The following is a 14,732-nucleotide window of genomic DNA, read 5'->3' on the forward strand; positions in this document are numbered from 1 at the left end:
GACGGCCGCCAACGGGCCGATGCCCCGGCGGCACGCGCGAAAACGCCCGCGGGGGCGCCCGCGGAAACGGGGACGGCCCGCAGGCACAGTGCCTGCGGGCCGTCCCGTCGTGCGGGTGCGGACGATCAGTCGTCGCCGCTGAGGATGGAGAGCAGACGCAGCATCTCCAGGTAGATCCACACCAGGGTCATGGTGAGGCCGAAGGCCGCCAGCCAGGACTCCTCGCGGGGCGCGCCGTAAGTGATGCCGTCCTCGACCTGCTTGAAGTCCAGGGCCAGGAAGCACGCACCGAGGATGATCCCGATGACGCCGAAGAGGATGCCGAGGCCACCGCTGCGGAAGCCCAGGCCGTCACCGCCGCCGAAGACGGCGAACAGCAGGTTGACCACCATCAGGAGCATGAAGCCCATGGCGGCGGCCATCACGAAGCCGTAGAAGCGCCGGGTGACACGGATCCAGCGCATCTTGTACGCGATCAGCACACCGGCGAAGACACACATGGTGCCCATCACCGCCTGCATCACGACGCCGGGGCCGATGTACGTGCTGACCGCGCTGGAGATCACTCCGAGGAAGACGCCCTCGAAGGCCGCGTACGAGACGATCAGCGCCGGCACCGGCCTGCGCTTGAAGGACTGGACGAGCGACAGGACGAACGCCACCAGGGCGGCGCCGATCGCGATGCCGTACGACTTGCCGAGGTTCGCCTCGTCGACCGGCAGCAGTGCCCAGGCGAGCACGGCGCCGAGCACCACGGTGCCCAGCGTGATCGATGTGCGCGTGACGACGTCGTCGATCGTCATCGCGCCGGTGCGCGCCGGTGCCTGCGGGGCGCCGTACTGGGCGTCCGGCTGGGCGTAGGGGTTGGTGGCGTACGGGTTCGCGGCGGTGCCCTGCGCGTACGGGTTGGCACCCGCTGCGGGGGCCCCGGCCTGCGGCGCCGTGTTGAAGCCCGCGTATCCGTTGTCGCGGCTGAAGCCCCGTCGCGAGAAGACCGGGTTGCTGCTCCTCATCTCACTCCTCCATGGCCACCCTGCGTGGCCTTCCCACAAGAGTAATGGGTAGGCAAAAGAATCAGACTAGTGCTTGGGGAGGATCTTTCTGGAAACCCGTACGAAGACGACCCCGAAACCAGCCGGAAACCGGTCGCGATCGATGGCGGGCGGATCTGCCGCCGGCTCGGCCGCCAAGTGAGAAGTGGTGCCTGGAACCGGACTCGAACCGGTACGCCCCCGAGGGGCAGCGAGGTTTAAGCTCGCCGTGTCTGCATTCCACCATCCAGGCCTGGCGCGCGGCTCCGCGTTGGCACATGACCCTATCCGGGGACTTCCCCCGAACAGCGGATCAGTGACGCGATGTTGTCTTATTTTATTGACCGCTTGAGGGGTCGTCAGCACTCCTTCAAGGGCATCGCCACATGCCTGGGCGGGGTAGCGGGCACGGCGGCCGGTAATCCGGATTGACGTAAAGTCGCCGCACTCGGACGGCGCATTCACCGGGTGCGCGCCGGTGGCCGCCACGGGCGCGCGACCGGGCGGGGCAGCAGGCCGGGCGCGGGGCCGCGAAGTGCCCGGCCGGGCGGTGGTCCCCGGACCGGCGGCTCAGGGTCGGTGTCATACCGCAGGAGGACCCGGGGCCCTCCCGGTGCGACTCAAGGCGGCCCCAGGAACGGGCACGCGGACGGACGACCGGCGGCGCGACGGCGATGAGGATTGAGGGGTCCCGCTCAAAACCCGGACGAGCCCTCGGCCGGAGCCCGAAAACAGGAGATTCCCGTGACCACCATTTCCACCGCACCCCGCGTCACCACGGTGGCCGCCCGCGCCACGGATCTGTCGAAGGTCTACGGGGAGGGCGAGACCAGGGTGACCGCTCTGGACCAGGTCTCCGTGGACTTCCCCCGGGGCGAGTTCACCGCGATCATGGGCCCGTCCGGCTCCGGCAAGTCCACGCTGATGCACTGCGTGGCCGGTCTCGACAGCTTCAGCGGCGGTTCGGTACGGATCGGCGACACGGAGCTGGGCTCCCTCAAGGACAAGCAGCTCACCCAGCTCCGCCGGGACAAGATCGGCTTCATCTTCCAGGCGTTCAACCTGCTGCCGACGCTGACGGCGTACGAGAACATCACGCTCCCCATGGACATCGCGGGCCGCAAGCCCGACGCCGAGTGGGTGCGCCAGGTCATCGACATGGTGGGCCTCTCCGACCGGCTGAACCACCGGCCGACCGAGCTCTCCGGCGGTCAGCAGCAGCGCGTCGCGGTCGCCCGCGCCCTGGCCTCCCGGCCGGAGATCATCTTCGGCGACGAGCCGACCGGGAACCTGGACTCCCGCTCCGGCGCCGAGGTCCTCGGCTTCCTGCGCAACTCGGTGCGCGAGCTGGGCCAGACCGTGGTGATCGTGACCCACGACCCGGCGGCCGCCTCCTACGCGGACCGGGTCATCTTCCTCGCGGACGGCCGGATCGTCGACCAGATGATCAACCCCACCGCGGACCGGGTCCTCGACCGGATGAAGGCGTTCGACGCCAAGGGCCGCACCAGCTGAGTCCCGCCCTCCCCCGCGTCCTTCTCCGGAACCCCTCACCATCCCAGGACTGACAGACATGTTCCGTACCGCCCTGCGCAATGTGCTCGCGCACAAGGCCAGGCTGCTGATGACCGTCCTCGCCGTGATGCTCGGCGTGGCCTTCGTCTCCGGCACGCTGGTCTTCACCGACACCCTCGGCAACGCGCTTCGCAACCAGTCGGCCAAGAGCTACGACGACGTCGCCGTCGCCGTCACCACCTACGCCGACCAGCGCGACGAGAAGACCTCCGGCATCACCGCCGCCACCCTGAAGAAGATCCAGGGCCTGGAGGGCGTCGACACCGCCACCGGCCGGGTCTCCGGCTTCGCCGGGGTCGCCGACCCCGACGGCAAGCTGATCGGCAACGGCTGGTCGAACACCGGCGGGAACTACTTCCCCGGCAAGAACGGCAAGGACTCCGCGTACACCTTCGTCGACGGTACGGGCCCGGTCGCGGCCGACCGGATCGCGCTCGACCGGGAGACCGCGAAGAAGGGCGAGTACAAGGTCGGTGACCGGGTCCGGGTCGCCACGAACGGGCCGGTGAAGGAGTACGTCCTCTCCGGCGTCTTCACCACCGAGGACGGCGCGGTCAACGCGGGCGGCAGCCTGGTCCTCTTCGACACCGAGGTCGCCCAGAAGCTCTACCTCAAGCCCGGCGTGTTCCAGGACGCCAATGTGTCCGCCGCGCCCGGCGCCTCCGCGGAGAAGCTGCTGGCCGAGGTGAAGCCGCTGCTGCCGAAGGACGCCGAGGCCAAGACCGGCCAGGCGCTCGCGGACCAGCAGGCCAAGGACATCGAGAACGGTCTGAGCGGTCTCAACGGGATGCTGCTCGCCTTCGCCGGCATCGCCCTGTTCGTCGGTGTCTTCCTGATCGCCAACACCTTCACCATGCTGGTGGCCCAGCGCACCAAGGAGCTGGCGCTGATGCGCGCCGTCGGCGCCTCGCGCCGCCAGGTCAAGCGCTCGGTGCTCCTCGAAGCGGCCGTCGTCGGTGTGATCGCCTCGGTCATCGGTTTCGCCATCGGTCTCGGCCTCGCCGTCGGGCTGCGCTCCGCGATGGGCCTGTTCGGCGGGAAGATCCCGGCCGGACCCCTGATCGTCTCGCCCACCGCGGTCGTCGCCGCGTTCGCCGTCGGTGTCCTGATCACCGTGCTGGCCGCCTGGCTGCCCGCCCGCCGGGCCGCCAAGATCCCGCCGGTCGCGGCGATGAGCAGCGTGCACGCGACCGCCACGGTCAAGTCCCTGGTGGTCCGCAACTCGATCGGCGCGGTCCTCACCCTGCTGGGCGGGGCGGCGATCGTGGCGGGCGCGTCCAAGTCCGGATCGACCGGCCGGACCGTCATCGCCGCGGGCGCCTTCCTCACCCTGATCGGCGTCATCGTGCTGATCCCGCTGCTGTCGCGGCCGGTGATCGCGCTGGTCCGCCCGCTGCTGAAGCGGCTGTTCGGGGTCTCCGGCAAGCTGGCCGCGCAGAACGCGGTCCGCAACCCGCGCCGTACCGGCGCCACCGCCTCCGCGCTGGCGATCGGCCTCACCCTGGTCACCGGCATCTCGGTCCTCGGCGTCACCCTCGGCCAGGCGGTCGACCGGATGACCACGGACAACATCAAGGCCGACTACATGGTGACGATGGCGAGCGGCGGCCCGCTCGACGAGTCGGCGCTCGCCGCCCTGCAGAAGGCCGACGGGGTCTCGGCCATCTCGCCGCAGCAGGCCACCTCGCTGGAGGTCAAGGGCGAGTACCACTCCGCGTCCGCCGTCACCCCCGGCGACGTGCAGCGGCTCTTCACGCTGCCGGCCGTCTCCGGCTCGCTCGACGCGCTGGAGAAGGGCGAGATCGCCGTCGACGAGAAGACGGCGAAGTCGAACGGCTGGAAGACCGGCGACACCCTCACGGTGAAGTTCGAGAACGAGAAGAAGGGCGAGCTGAAGGTCGGGGCGGTCTTCGAGGGCAACGAGATGCTCTCCCCGGTCCTGGTCCCGAAGAACGTCGCCGACGCGCACGGCGGCATGTCGTACATCCGTGAGATCTGGCTGAAGACGGACGGCGGCGCGACCGACGCCAACGAGCAGGCCCTGGTGAAGGCCCTGGGTGACAACCCGGGGATGAGCATCATGGACCGTCAGGACATCCGTGACATGTTCGGCGGCTCGGTCAACCTCGCGCTGAACATCATGTACGGGCTGCTGGCGATGGCCCTGATCATCGCGGTGCTCGGGGTCGTCAACACCCTGGCGATGTCGGTCTTCGAGCGCCAGCAGGAGATCGGCATGCTGCGGGCGATCGGCCTGGACCGACGCCGGGTGAAGCGCATGATCCGGCTGGAGGCCGTGGTCATCTCGCTCTTCGGCGCGGTGGTCGGTGTCGTGCTCGGCACGTTCCTCGGCTGGGCGATCGGGCAGACCCTGTCGTCGGAGATCCCGGACTACGCGCTGGTCATCCCGTGGGACCGGATCGCGGTCTTCCTGGTGCTGGCCGGGATCGTGGGTGTGCTGGCCGCGCTCTGGCCGGCCCGCAGCGCCGCGAAGCTGAACATGCTGACGGCGATCAAGACGGAGTAGCGGACCGGGCGGGACGGGATCCCGCCGAGACCGCCCGAGGGCCGGTGCACGCAGCGAAGGGGCTGCGCGCACCGGCCCTCGGTCCGTACTTCCGGCCCTCGGTCCGCTTCCGGCGGATCAGCCGGTCGCGGACGCCGTCCAGTCGCGGGCCCGCAGCGGCATGCGGGAGGCCCCGCCCTCCGCCGGACGCACCGCGAGGATCTGGTTGACGCCGATCTTGTTGTGCTCGAAGGAGAGCGCGGAGGCGGCCATGTAGAGCCGCCAGACCCTGGCCCGTCCGGCCGAGGTCATCCGGACCGCCCGGTCCCACTGCTTCTCCAGGTTGGCGACCCAGCGGCGCAGGGTCAGCGCGTAGTGCTCGCGGATCGACTCGACGTCGCGGGCCTCGAAGCCGGCCTCTTCGAGGGTGGCCACGGTCCGGCCCACCGGGGCCAGTTCGCCGTCGGGGAAGACGTAGGCGTCGATGAACTCGTCCACGTGGTACGCGGATTCGTCCTTCTCGGGGCGGCGGGCGATCTGGTGGTTGAGCAGCCGGCCGCCGGGCTTGAGGAGTGCGTAGAGGTCGTCGGCGTACTCACGGAACCGGACCGAGCCGACGTGTTCCGCCATGCCGATGGACGAAATGGCGTCGTAGGGGCCGTCCCTGACGTCCCGGTAGTCCTGGACCCGGATCTCGATCCGGTCGGTCAGGCCCTCCTGCGCGATGCGCTTCCTGGCGAAGGCGGCCTGTTCCACGGAGAGGGTGACTCCGGTGACCCGGGCGCCGTACTCGCGGGCGGCGTGGATGGCCATGGAGCCCCAGCCGCAGCCGACGTCGAGGAGGCGGTCGCCCTCCTTCAGCGCGAGCTTGCGGCAGACCAGGTCGAGCTTGTCGCGCTGGGCGTCCTCCAGGCTTCCGCCGTCCTCCCAGTAGGCGCAGGAGTAGACCATGGACGGGCCGAGGACCAGTTCGTAGAAGTCGTTGCCCACGTCGTAGTGGTGGCTGATGGCCTCCTTGTCCCGGCGCCTGGTGTGGAGGGTGCCGGCCCGGCGGCGCACCTCCTCGGGCGGCGGGGGCGGCGGGGGCAGGGGGCCGGCCAGTCGCAGCAGCCCCTTGGCGAAGGCCCGTACCCCGGGGTCGCGGACCGGGTGGACGCTGCCCCTGGTGTCGGACCCGCGCTCCCAGATCAGCGAGGCCATCAGGTCCAGGGCCTCGTAGAGATCGCCCTCGATGTCGATGTCGCCCGCGACCCAGGCGCGGGCCAGGCCCAGTTCGCCCGGCTTCCAGAGCAGCCGGCGCAGCGCGCGGCGGTTCCGGATCACAAGTACGGGGGCACCGGGCGGTCCGGATTCGCTGCCGTCCCAGGCCCTGATACGGACCGGCGGCTTTTCTCCCAGCAACTCCTCGGCGAGAGCGGTCAGCCGCAACGCGGCGTCTGCCATGGCGCACACCTCCGTGATGGTGTTCCCAATGTGCCCAAACATGGTCGAACATGCCTGCAACCACGCCGGGCACCCGTGCGCCACGACGAGGTACGTACCCGTCAACAGTCCGCGAAGCGCCCGCCATCCCGCTACAGCGCAATGGAAGAGCAAAATACCTGTACGGCACATGCATTCGGAGCCGGATACGCCGAAGGGGCCGCCCGCACCACGGATGGCGGACGGCCCCTTCGGGCGTCGTGCGTGTACTGCGCGGGCGAGTGGGCCCGCGGGCGGACTAGGAGGCCTTGGCCTTCTCGCCCTCGGCCTTGGCGGCGGCCGGTGCCGGGGCCGGCTTGGCGGCCTCGTAGAACTCCTCGCGCGGCGTCTCCATGGCGCCGAGCGAGACGACCTCGCGCTTGAGGAACATCGCGAGGGTCCAGTCGGCGAAGATCCGGATCTTGCGGTTCCAGGTCGGCATCGCCATGCCGTGGTAGCCACGGTGCATGTACCAGGCGAGGCGTCCCTTGAGCTTGATCTTCATCTTGCCCATGACGATCATCGCGACGCCCTTGTGCAGCCCCAGACCGGCGACGGCACCCTTGTTGGCGTGGCTGTACTCCTTCTGCGGGAAGCCCCGCATGCCGGAGATCACGTTGTCGCCGAGGACCTTGGCCTGCCGCAGCGCGTGCTGGGCGTTGGGCGGGCACCAGGCGTTCGGGTTGCCGGCCCGGCGGCCGATCATGTCCGGGACCTGGGCGTTGTCGCCCGCGGCCCAGATGTAGTCGGTGCCCTGCACCTGGAGCTTCTCGGAGGTGTCCACGTGACCGCGCGGACCGAGCGGCAGGCCGAAGCGGGCCAGCGCCGGGTTCGGCTTCACGCCGGCCGTCCACACGATGGTGTTGGAGTCGACCTCAAGGCCGTTCTTCAGGACGACGTGACCGTCGACGCAGGAGTCCATGGAGGTCGAGAGGAAGACCTCGACGCCACGGGACTCCAGGTGCTCCCGGCCCCAGGTGCCGAGCTTCGGGCCGACCTCGGGAAGGATCTTGTCGGCGGCGTCGACGAGGATGAAGCGCATGTCCTCGCGCTTCACGTTCGTGTAGTACTTCGCCGCGTCGCGGGCCATGTCCTCGACCTCGCCGATGGTCTCCGCGCCGGCGAAACCGCCACCCACGAAGACGAACGTCAACGCCCTGCGGCGGACGTCCTCATCGGTCGTCGAGTCGGCCTTGTCCAGCTGTTCGAGGACGTGGTTGCGCAGGCCGATGGCCTCCTCGATGCCCTTCATGCCGATGCCCTGTTCGGCGAGGCCGGGGATCGGGAAGGTGCGGGAGACCGCGCCCATCGCGATGACCAGGTAGTCGAAGGGCAGCTCGTAGGCCTCGCCGACGAGCGGCGCGACCGTGGCGACCTTGCGGTCCTGATCGATGGTCGTGACGCGGCCGGTGAGGACCTCGGCCTTCGGCAGTACGCGTCGCAGCGGGACGACGACATGCCGAGGCGAGATGCTGCCGGCAGCAGCTTCGGGGAGGAAGGGCTGGTAGGTCATGTACGACCGGGGGTCGACGACCGTGACGGTCGCCTCGCCGTAGCGCATCTTCTTGAGGATGCGCCGAGCTGCGTACAGGCCTACGTACCCACCGCCTACTACGAGGATCCTGGGACGCTCCGTGGTGCTCATGCCATCGAGTATCCACCCCCCTCGGAGGGCATGCTCGTGAGCCCCTTCACAAGCATGTACCCGCCTTCTGCTACACTTCGCCGCCCACGTGACCGAGGTCATGGCGACGCAGGGGAACCACGGTGTGACGACGAACGTTGTTCACCGCTTGTGAGCTGGCCCTTGGCCCTCCGGACGGACCGGACCACCGCTCCGGTTCACCTCTCGGCAACACGTCCGGAACACTCCCGCACGACCTCGCAACGGCCTTGCGGGCGGCCCTGGATGCCCATCCGGAGCAGAACCGCCCTCCACAGAGCCGAATTCCTTGTGAAGAAGTTCACGAACTTCGTCGCGCCGTGTCCCGGGAACCACCCCCCGGGTGGCCCATGAGAGCTCAAAGGTGCAGGCCAAGGTACGCGTGAGCGCCCCTCGCGGAGCGCCCGCGGCAGGGCTGGACAGGCCCTGCCGGCCCCCGCCCCTAGGCGATCGACCAGCCGATCCCGTCGAGGATGTCGTGCTCGCTGACGACGACCTCACGGGCCCCGGTCCGCTCCATCACGGCGAGCAGGATCAGCGCCCCGGACGTGATCACATCGACCCGTCCCGGGTGCATCGCGCCGAGCGCGGCCCGCTCGGCGTGGGTGGAGCCGAGGAGCCGTCCGGTGATCTCCTGGACCTGCTCGAAGGAGATCCGGGAGTGGTGGATCGCCTCGGAGTCGTACGCGTCGAGCCCCAGGGCGATCGCGGCGACCGTGGTGACCGTCCCGGCGAGGCCGACGAGGGTGGCGGCCCCGGCCAGCGGCACGCTCTCCTCGGCGAGGTCGAGGGCGGCCTCGATGTCGGCCCGGATCGCGGCGACCTGGGCGTCGGTCGGCGGGTCGGTGACGACACCGTCGTGCACCAGGTGCCGCTCGGTCATCCGTACGCAGCCGATGTCCACGGAGCGCGCGGCCCGTACGTGGTCGTCGCCGACGACGAACTCGGTGGAGCCGCCGCCGATGTCCACGACGAGATACGGCTTGGCGAGGTGGTCGCGGCCCGCGAGCTCCTTGGTGGCTCCGGTGAAGGAGAACTCCGCCTCCTGGTCACCGCTGATCACCTCGGGCTCGACGCCCAGGATGTCCAGCACCCCGCGGACGAAGTCGTCCCGGTTCTCCGCGTCGCGGGAGGCGGAGGTGGCCACGAAGCGGATCCGCTGCGCCCCGTGCTCCTTGATCACCGTCGCGTACTGCCGGCAGGCCGCGAACGTCCGCTCCAGCGCCTCGGGGGCGAGCCGGCCGGTACGGTCGACGCCCTGCCCGAGCCGGACGATCTCCATCCGCCGGTCGAGCTCGACGAGCTCACCGGTGGACGGATCGGCGTCGGCGACGAGCAGACGGATGGAGTTGGTACCGCAGTCGATGGCGGCCACGCGAGTCATGAAGCACTCCCAGTTCAAGCCCCTCCGGAACCCGGGGGGAGCAACTCGGCCCCTCCGGCGTTCGAGGAGCGGGGGTCCGGGGGCAGAGCCCCCGGGGGACGAACGGTCAGTCCTCGTCCGGCGCGCCGCACGGCGAAACGCACGGCCCCTTGCGCCACCACTCCGGCAGCATCGCGATGGCCTCGTCGCCGAGCGGATTCACCCCGGGACCCGCGGCCAGCGAGTGCCCCACCAGGACGTGCAGGCACTTCACCCGGTCCGGCATGCCACCCGCGCTCGGAAAGCCCTCCAGCACCTCGATCGCGTCGCGCCGCGCGATGTAGTCCTCGTGCGCGGCCCGGTACGCGGCGGCCAGCTCGGGGTCCGTACCGAGGCGCTCGGTCATCTCCTTCATGACCCCGTTCGCCTCCAGCGTGCCGATCGCGGACGCGGCACGCGGGCACGTCAGGTAGTACGTCGTCGGGAACGGCGTACCGTCCTCCAGCCGGGGCTGCGTCTCGACCACGTCCGGGTTGCCGCACGGGCAGCGGTGCGCGATCGCGCGCAGACCGCGCGGCGGACGGCCCAGCTGCTGCTGGAACGCGGCGATGTCCGCCTCGGTGGGCGCGGTGGACTCGGTCTGGGGAGGGGGCGTTTCCATGCCTGCCTAGGTTCTGATCGGGCTGCTCGAACTGCGGTTCTGCAGATGGATGAGGAAAGTCAGTCGCGGTCGGCGCTGTCCACGCCGTCCCAGAGGTTGGAGTGCCACGGCCGGCCGGACTCGTCCGTCCTGCCCTCGCGCTCCTTGACCGCGTCGGGGTCGATCACGGTGTAACCGGTCTCCCCGGGAAGAAGGTAGTGCAGGTGCGTACGGGCCAGCTGCCGGATGTACGCGTCGTCCTGGAGGCGCGCCTTCTCGTCGCGCAGCTCCTCGGTACGGGCCCTGGCCTCCTGCGCGAGGCGCTCCTGGTCGGCGATCTCGTCCCGCTGCGAGACGTACTGCCGCATCGGGTACGCGAGCGCGACCACCAGCGAGCAGACGACGAGCGCGAGGAAGGCCGCCCGGCCGGTGAGCCGTGAGCGGCGGGCCTGGCGGCGGTTCTGGGACCGGTAGACGCGGGCCGCGGTCTGCTCGCCGAGCAGTCGCAGCCGGGTCGCGGTGGAGAACCGGTCCCGGTCCTTCGCGGCCATGTCTCCGCCTCCCCACTACGCACGTCCGTCCCCGCACACGGTACGGGACCGAGTGCGGGGACGGACGGAGGCCATGACCTTCGGCCCCCGGCGGGCCGAAGGGATGATCAGCCCTTGAACCGCGGGAACGCCGAGCGGCCCGCGTACACCGCGGCGTCATCGAGGATCTCCTCGATGCGCAGCAGCTGGTTGTACTTGGCGACACGGTCCGAGCGGGCCGGGGCGCCGGTCTTGATCTGGCCGCAGTTCACCGCGACCGCGAGGTCGGCGATGGTGACGTCCTCGGTCTCGCCGGAGCGGTGGGACATCATGCACTTGAAGCCGTTGCGCTGGGCCAGCTCGACGGCGTCCAGGGTCTCGGTCAGCGAGCCGATCTGGTTGACCTTGACGAGCAGGGCGTTGGCGGAGCCCTCCTCGATGCCGCGGGCCAGGCGCTCCGGGTTGGTGACGAAGAGGTCGTCGCCGACGATCTGCACCTTGGCGCCGAGCTTGTCGGTGATGACCTTCCAGCCGGCCCAGTCGTCCTCGTACAGCGGGTCCTCGATGGAGACCAGCGGGTACGCGGAGACGAGCTCCTCGTAGTACTCGGTCATCTCGGCGGCCGAGCGGGCCTTGCCCTCGAACTCGTACTTGCCGTCCTTGTAGAACTCGGACGCGGCGACGTCGAGCGCGAGCGCGATGTCCTTGCCCGGTGCGTAGCCGGCTTCCTTGATGGCCTCGATGATGAGGTCGAGGGCGGCGCGGTTCGACTCCAGGTTCGGCGCGAAGCCGCCCTCGTCGCCGAGACCGGTCGACAGGCCCTTGGTCTTCAGGACCTTCTTCAGCGTGTGGTAGACCTCGGCACCCCAGCGCAGCGCCTCGGAGAAGGACTCCGCGCCGATCGGCGCGATCATGAACTCCTGGATGTCCACGTTGGAGTCGGCGTGCGAACCGCCGTTGAGGATGTTCATCATCGGAACGGGCAGCAGGTGCGCGTTCGGGCCGCCGAGGTAGCGGAAGAGCGGCAGGTCCGAGGCCTCGGACGCGGCGTGGGCGACGGCCAGCGAGACGCCGAGGATGGCGTTGGCGCCGAGCGAGCCCTTGTTCTCGGTGGCGTCCAGGTCGAACATCGCCTGGTCGATCAGGCGCTGCTCGGTGGCGTCGTAGCCGACGAGCTCCGGGCCGATCTGCTCGATCACGGCGAGGACGGCCTTCTCGACGCCCTTGCCCTGGTAGCGGTTGGGGTCACCGTCGCGAAGCTCAATGGCCTCGAACGCACCGGTGGAGGCGCCGGACGGAACGGCAGCACGGCCCGTGCTGCCGTCGTCGAGGCCGACCTCTACCTCGACCGTGGGGTTTCCGCGGGAGTCGAGGATTTCCCGGGCTACGACGACGTCGATGGACGGCACGAGGCATCTCCTTCTGGGATATGACGCTGGTTGTGCAGGGTCGCTTTGGCCTTGCGCCAAGAGCCTAACCGGCCCGGCCCGGTCAGTCGGCCGACCGCCCGGCCCCTGGGACGAAAAAGGACCCGAGAGCACAGATTCCCGGACAAACAGTCAGATATTTACTGGTCAGTAACTACAACAGTTGAACGGTCCGGCGCTCTCCCGTGCACGAACGGCAGCACCCCGGCCGGGCGCATACGGGGGAATGCGCGCCGGGCCGGGGTGGTACTCGGGGAGGAGCGAGCCGCGACTACTTCGTCAGGTGAAGCTGCTGACCCGGGTAGATCAGGTCGGCGTTCTTGACGATGTCCTTGTTCAGCTCGAACAGCTTCTGCCAGCCGCCCTTGACCTTGTGGTCGGCGGCGATCTTGCTCAGCGAGTCGCCGGAGACGACCTTGTACTCGCCGTCGCCCTTCTTGACCTTCTCGCCGGTCGGCGTGGTGACGGTCTTCTTCGACTCGGCCTGCGGGGCGGTGGTGCGGTCCGAGCGGGAGGCGGCGGGGGCCTCGGTGCGCTCGGCCGGCTTCGGCGCGGCCTGCTGCTTCGGGGCGGCCGGGGCGCTCTGCTGCTCGGAGGCGCCGGAGCTCGCGGTGGAGTTGGAGGAGGAGTTCGAGGAGCCGGTGTCGACGCCCGGGTCGACGCCGTCGTTGGTCAGGTTGCCGGCACCGGCACAGCCCCAGGCACCGGGGCCCTGCATGTCGAGGAGCCGCTCGGCGGTGGCGATCTGCTGGGCCTTGGTGGCCAGGTCGGCGCGGGGAGCGTACTGCGTACCGCCGGCGGCGGCCCAGCTGGACTGCGAGAACTGCAGACCGCCGTAGTAGCCGTTGCCGGTGTTGATGGACCAGTTGCCACCGGACTCGCACTGGGCGACGGCGTCCCAGGTGGCGACGGAGGCGGCGGAGGCGCCGGTCGCGCCCATCAGGGGCACGGCGACTGCGGCACCGGCGACACCGGCGAGCGTGGCGATGCGGACGGCCTTGGACGGGCGGCGGTGCTTGCCCTTGCTGGAAAGCAGCATGGAACTTCTCCTCACCGACGCCTACGAGGTGAGCTGTCGGGTTCGGGCCAAGTGAGTTGCCCGGTCGCACGTCCTAGCACGCGACTTCACCCCAAGCCGGTCCTGATGCGTCTTTCGACGATCGGGCCCGGCGCTTACCTGGGTCCCCCGCTCCTGCCTACGGCGCTTTACGCGTCTGTTCCCTTCGACCGACGGCAGGATTCGGCGTGACGGTCGACGGGGCCCGCGGTGCGAGCGGTTCCGACCGTAAACATACGCAACCCCCACTTTCAAAGATGGACACATCGGACAATCAGCCCTTACTTGCATCTGAAGAACTGTTGTTTCCGCAGGTGGGGCACGATGCGGAAGGGGTCCCCGGACGCGACACGCCAGTTGACGCAAAGAGACCCATGTCTCACTTACGCATAAGCGGACATAGGTCCCTGAACTAGCCCAGTTTTAGGGGCGCTTTTAGTCGATTATCAGACTTCCCTCACTTGGCCTTCACATCGAGATCGAGGCTCTGGCCAGCGAGGATGAGGTCCGGGTCGGCGCCGACGGCGGCCTTGTTGGCCTCGTAGAGCGCGGGCCAGCCGCCGGGAACCTTCTGTGCGTCAGCAATCGACCAGAGGTTGTCGCCGGCGCGGACGGTGTACGTGCCGTCGGCGGCCGGGTCGGGCGTGTCGCGCGCGTCCTTGCCGCCGCGCGAGGCGTGACGGCCCGACTCGCGGCCGTCGGCGTCCGCGGTGCCGCCCTTCTCGGCGGCCGGCGCGCCGCGGTGCTTGCCGCCCTGGCCGCCGGCCGCGTCGGGCGAGGCGGGCGCCTCGGGGGACGGGGTGGTCGAGGCCGAGGGCTTCGGGGACGACTTGGTCTTCCCCGACGGCTTGCCGGACCCCTCCGAGCCGTCCGCGCCGTCGACGGCGTCCGAGCCGTCCGTACCGTCCGAGGCACTCCCGGACGGCGTGGCGTCGCCGGACGGGTCCGCCGACGCGTCGTCAGCCGGCTTCCCGTTCCCGGCCGGGTCCTCGGCGGGCACCGAGCCCGGGTCCACCCCCGGCAGCGTCCCGTCCACGGCCAGGCCGGAGATGACCGCGCAGCTGGGCCAGGCGCGCGGGCCCCGGTCGTCCAGCACCTTCTCGGCCACCTCTATCTGCTGCGCGCGGCTGGCGAGGTCGGCGCGCTCCGCGTACGACTCACCGCCGTACGCCTTCCAGGTCTCCTGCGAGAACTGGAGGCCGCCGTAGTAGCCGTTCTGGAAGTCGGCGCTCCATGCGCCGCCGCTCTCGCACTCGGCCACCCGGTCCCAGGTCGTGGCGTCGGCCGCGTGGGCACCGGACGCGCCGAGCAGCGGGATGGCGATGGCCGATCCGGTCACGCCCGCGGCGACGACGATGGCGGGTGCCTGACGGGGGCGACGGTGTTTGCCGTTCGCGGAGCCCATGGGGTTGCCTTCCGGGTAGCTGACGTGTGACTGGTGAGTCGAACGGTGAACCTAGCCGGGTTCGAACGGGAGTC

General features: G+C 69.9%; 11 protein-coding genes, 1 tRNA gene and 1 riboswitch. Of the genes, 2 read left to right on the top strand and 10 right to left on the bottom strand.

Features of this window, described 5'->3' with window-relative positions:
• Positions 1-125: 125 nt before the first annotated feature.
• Positions 126-1,013, bottom strand: coding sequence for a Bax inhibitor-1/YccA family protein (locus ACFYY1_RS14905; protein ID WP_388584867.1), 888 nt, complete (start codon positions 1,011-1,013; stop codon positions 126-128).
• A 185-nt stretch (positions 1,014-1,198) separates the two neighbouring features.
• Positions 1,199-1,284: transfer RNA gene (locus tag ACFYY1_RS14910), tRNA-Leu, on the bottom strand.
• A gap of 491 nt (positions 1,285-1,775) precedes the next feature.
• On the opposite strand from ACFYY1_RS14910, the gene ACFYY1_RS14915 reads away from it, so the two are divergent.
• Together ACFYY1_RS14915 and ACFYY1_RS14920 are read left to right on the top strand one after the other, a co-directional pair.
• On the top strand, positions 1,776-2,546 hold the full coding sequence (locus ACFYY1_RS14915) for an ABC transporter ATP-binding protein (RefSeq protein WP_388584870.1): 771 nt from the start codon (positions 1,776-1,778) through the stop codon (positions 2,544-2,546).
• 58 nt (positions 2,547-2,604) lie between these two features.
• Positions 2,605-5,133, top strand: a complete 2,529-nt coding sequence (locus ACFYY1_RS14920) for an ABC transporter permease (RefSeq protein WP_388584873.1) — start codon at positions 2,605-2,607, stop codon at positions 5,131-5,133.
• A gap of 117 nt (positions 5,134-5,250) precedes the next feature.
• Here the strand turns inward: ACFYY1_RS14920 and ACFYY1_RS14925 are convergent, their stop codons facing one another.
• The 8 genes from ACFYY1_RS14925 to ACFYY1_RS14960 all read right to left on the bottom strand — a co-directional run bounded on the left by ACFYY1_RS14925 (position 5,251) and on the right by ACFYY1_RS14960 (position 14,658).
• Positions 5,251-6,555 carry a class I SAM-dependent methyltransferase gene (locus ACFYY1_RS14925; RefSeq protein WP_388584876.1) on the bottom strand — a complete coding sequence of 435 codons (1,305 nt, stop codon included), beginning with the start codon at positions 6,553-6,555 and terminating at the stop codon, positions 5,251-5,253.
• Positions 6,556-6,832: 277 nt separating this feature from the next.
• Positions 6,833-8,218: an NAD(P)/FAD-dependent oxidoreductase gene (locus tag ACFYY1_RS14930; RefSeq protein WP_266732373.1), complete on the bottom strand. Its 1,386-nt coding sequence runs from the start codon at positions 8,216-8,218 to the stop codon at positions 6,833-6,835.
• A gap of 460 nt (positions 8,219-8,678) precedes the next feature.
• Positions 8,679-9,620, bottom strand: a complete 942-nt coding sequence (locus tag ACFYY1_RS14935; RefSeq protein WP_388584879.1) for an exopolyphosphatase — start codon at positions 9,618-9,620, stop codon at positions 8,679-8,681.
• 106 nt (positions 9,621-9,726) lie between these two features.
• Entirely contained in the window at positions 9,727-10,260 is a 534-nt protein-coding gene (locus tag ACFYY1_RS14940; RefSeq protein WP_351261362.1) for a DUF501 domain-containing protein, read from the bottom strand.
• A 59-nt stretch (positions 10,261-10,319) separates the two neighbouring features.
• A complete protein-coding gene (locus tag ACFYY1_RS14945; protein WP_388584881.1) occupies positions 10,320-10,790 on the bottom strand; it encodes a septum formation initiator family protein in 471 nt (156 codons plus the stop codon).
• 107 nt (positions 10,791-10,897) lie between these two features.
• Complete coding sequence (gene eno, locus ACFYY1_RS14950) at positions 10,898-12,178, bottom strand: phosphopyruvate hydratase (protein WP_329815240.1); 1,281 nt, start codon at positions 12,176-12,178, stop codon at positions 10,898-10,900.
• A 289-nt stretch (positions 12,179-12,467) separates the two neighbouring features.
• Complete coding sequence (locus ACFYY1_RS14955; RefSeq protein ID WP_388584884.1) at positions 12,468-13,235, bottom strand: transglycosylase family protein; 768 nt, start codon at positions 13,233-13,235, stop codon at positions 12,468-12,470.
• 3 nt (positions 13,236-13,238) lie between these two features.
• A riboswitch (cyclic di-AMP (ydaO/yuaA leader) is annotated at positions 13,239-13,410 on the bottom strand.
• 300 nt (positions 13,411-13,710) lie between these two features.
• Positions 13,711-14,658 carry a transglycosylase family protein gene (locus tag ACFYY1_RS14960; protein ID WP_388584886.1) on the bottom strand — a complete coding sequence of 316 codons (948 nt, stop codon included), beginning with the start codon at positions 14,656-14,658 and terminating at the stop codon, positions 13,711-13,713.
• Positions 14,659-14,732 lie beyond the last annotated feature (74 nt).

The sequence above is a fragment of the Streptomyces sp. NPDC001890 genome, from assembly GCF_042891445.1.
In the GTDB taxonomy this organism is placed as follows: domain Bacteria; phylum Actinomycetota; class Actinomycetes; order Streptomycetales; family Streptomycetaceae; genus Streptomyces.

Coding starts and splice junctions, on each gene's coding strand:
- ACFYY1_RS14905 (WP_388584867.1), bottom strand. CDS start 1,013: ATGAGGAGCAGCAACCCGGTCTTCTCGCGACGGGGCTTCAGCCGCGAC.
- ACFYY1_RS14920 (WP_388584873.1), top strand. CDS start 2,605: ATGTTCCGTACCGCCCTGCGCAATGTGCTCGCGCACAAGGCCAGGCTG.
- ACFYY1_RS14925 (WP_388584876.1), bottom strand. CDS start 6,555: ATGGCAGACGCCGCGTTGCGGCTGACCGCTCTCGCCGAGGAGTTGCTG.
- ACFYY1_RS14930 (WP_266732373.1), bottom strand. CDS start 8,218: ATGAGCACCACGGAGCGTCCCAGGATCCTCGTAGTAGGCGGTGGGTAC.
- ACFYY1_RS14935 (WP_388584879.1), bottom strand. CDS start 9,620: ATGACTCGCGTGGCCGCCATCGACTGCGGTACCAACTCCATCCGTCTG.
- ACFYY1_RS14940 (WP_351261362.1), bottom strand. CDS start 10,260: ATGGAAACGCCCCCTCCCCAGACCGAGTCCACCGCGCCCACCGAGGCG.
- ACFYY1_RS14945 (WP_388584881.1), bottom strand. CDS start 10,790: ATGGCCGCGAAGGACCGGGACCGGTTCTCCACCGCGACCCGGCTGCGA.
- ACFYY1_RS14955 (WP_388584884.1), bottom strand. CDS start 13,235: ATGCTGCTTTCCAGCAAGGGCAAGCACCGCCGCCCGTCCAAGGCCGTC.
- ACFYY1_RS14960 (WP_388584886.1), bottom strand. CDS start 14,658: ATGGGCTCCGCGAACGGCAAACACCGTCGCCCCCGTCAGGCACCCGCC.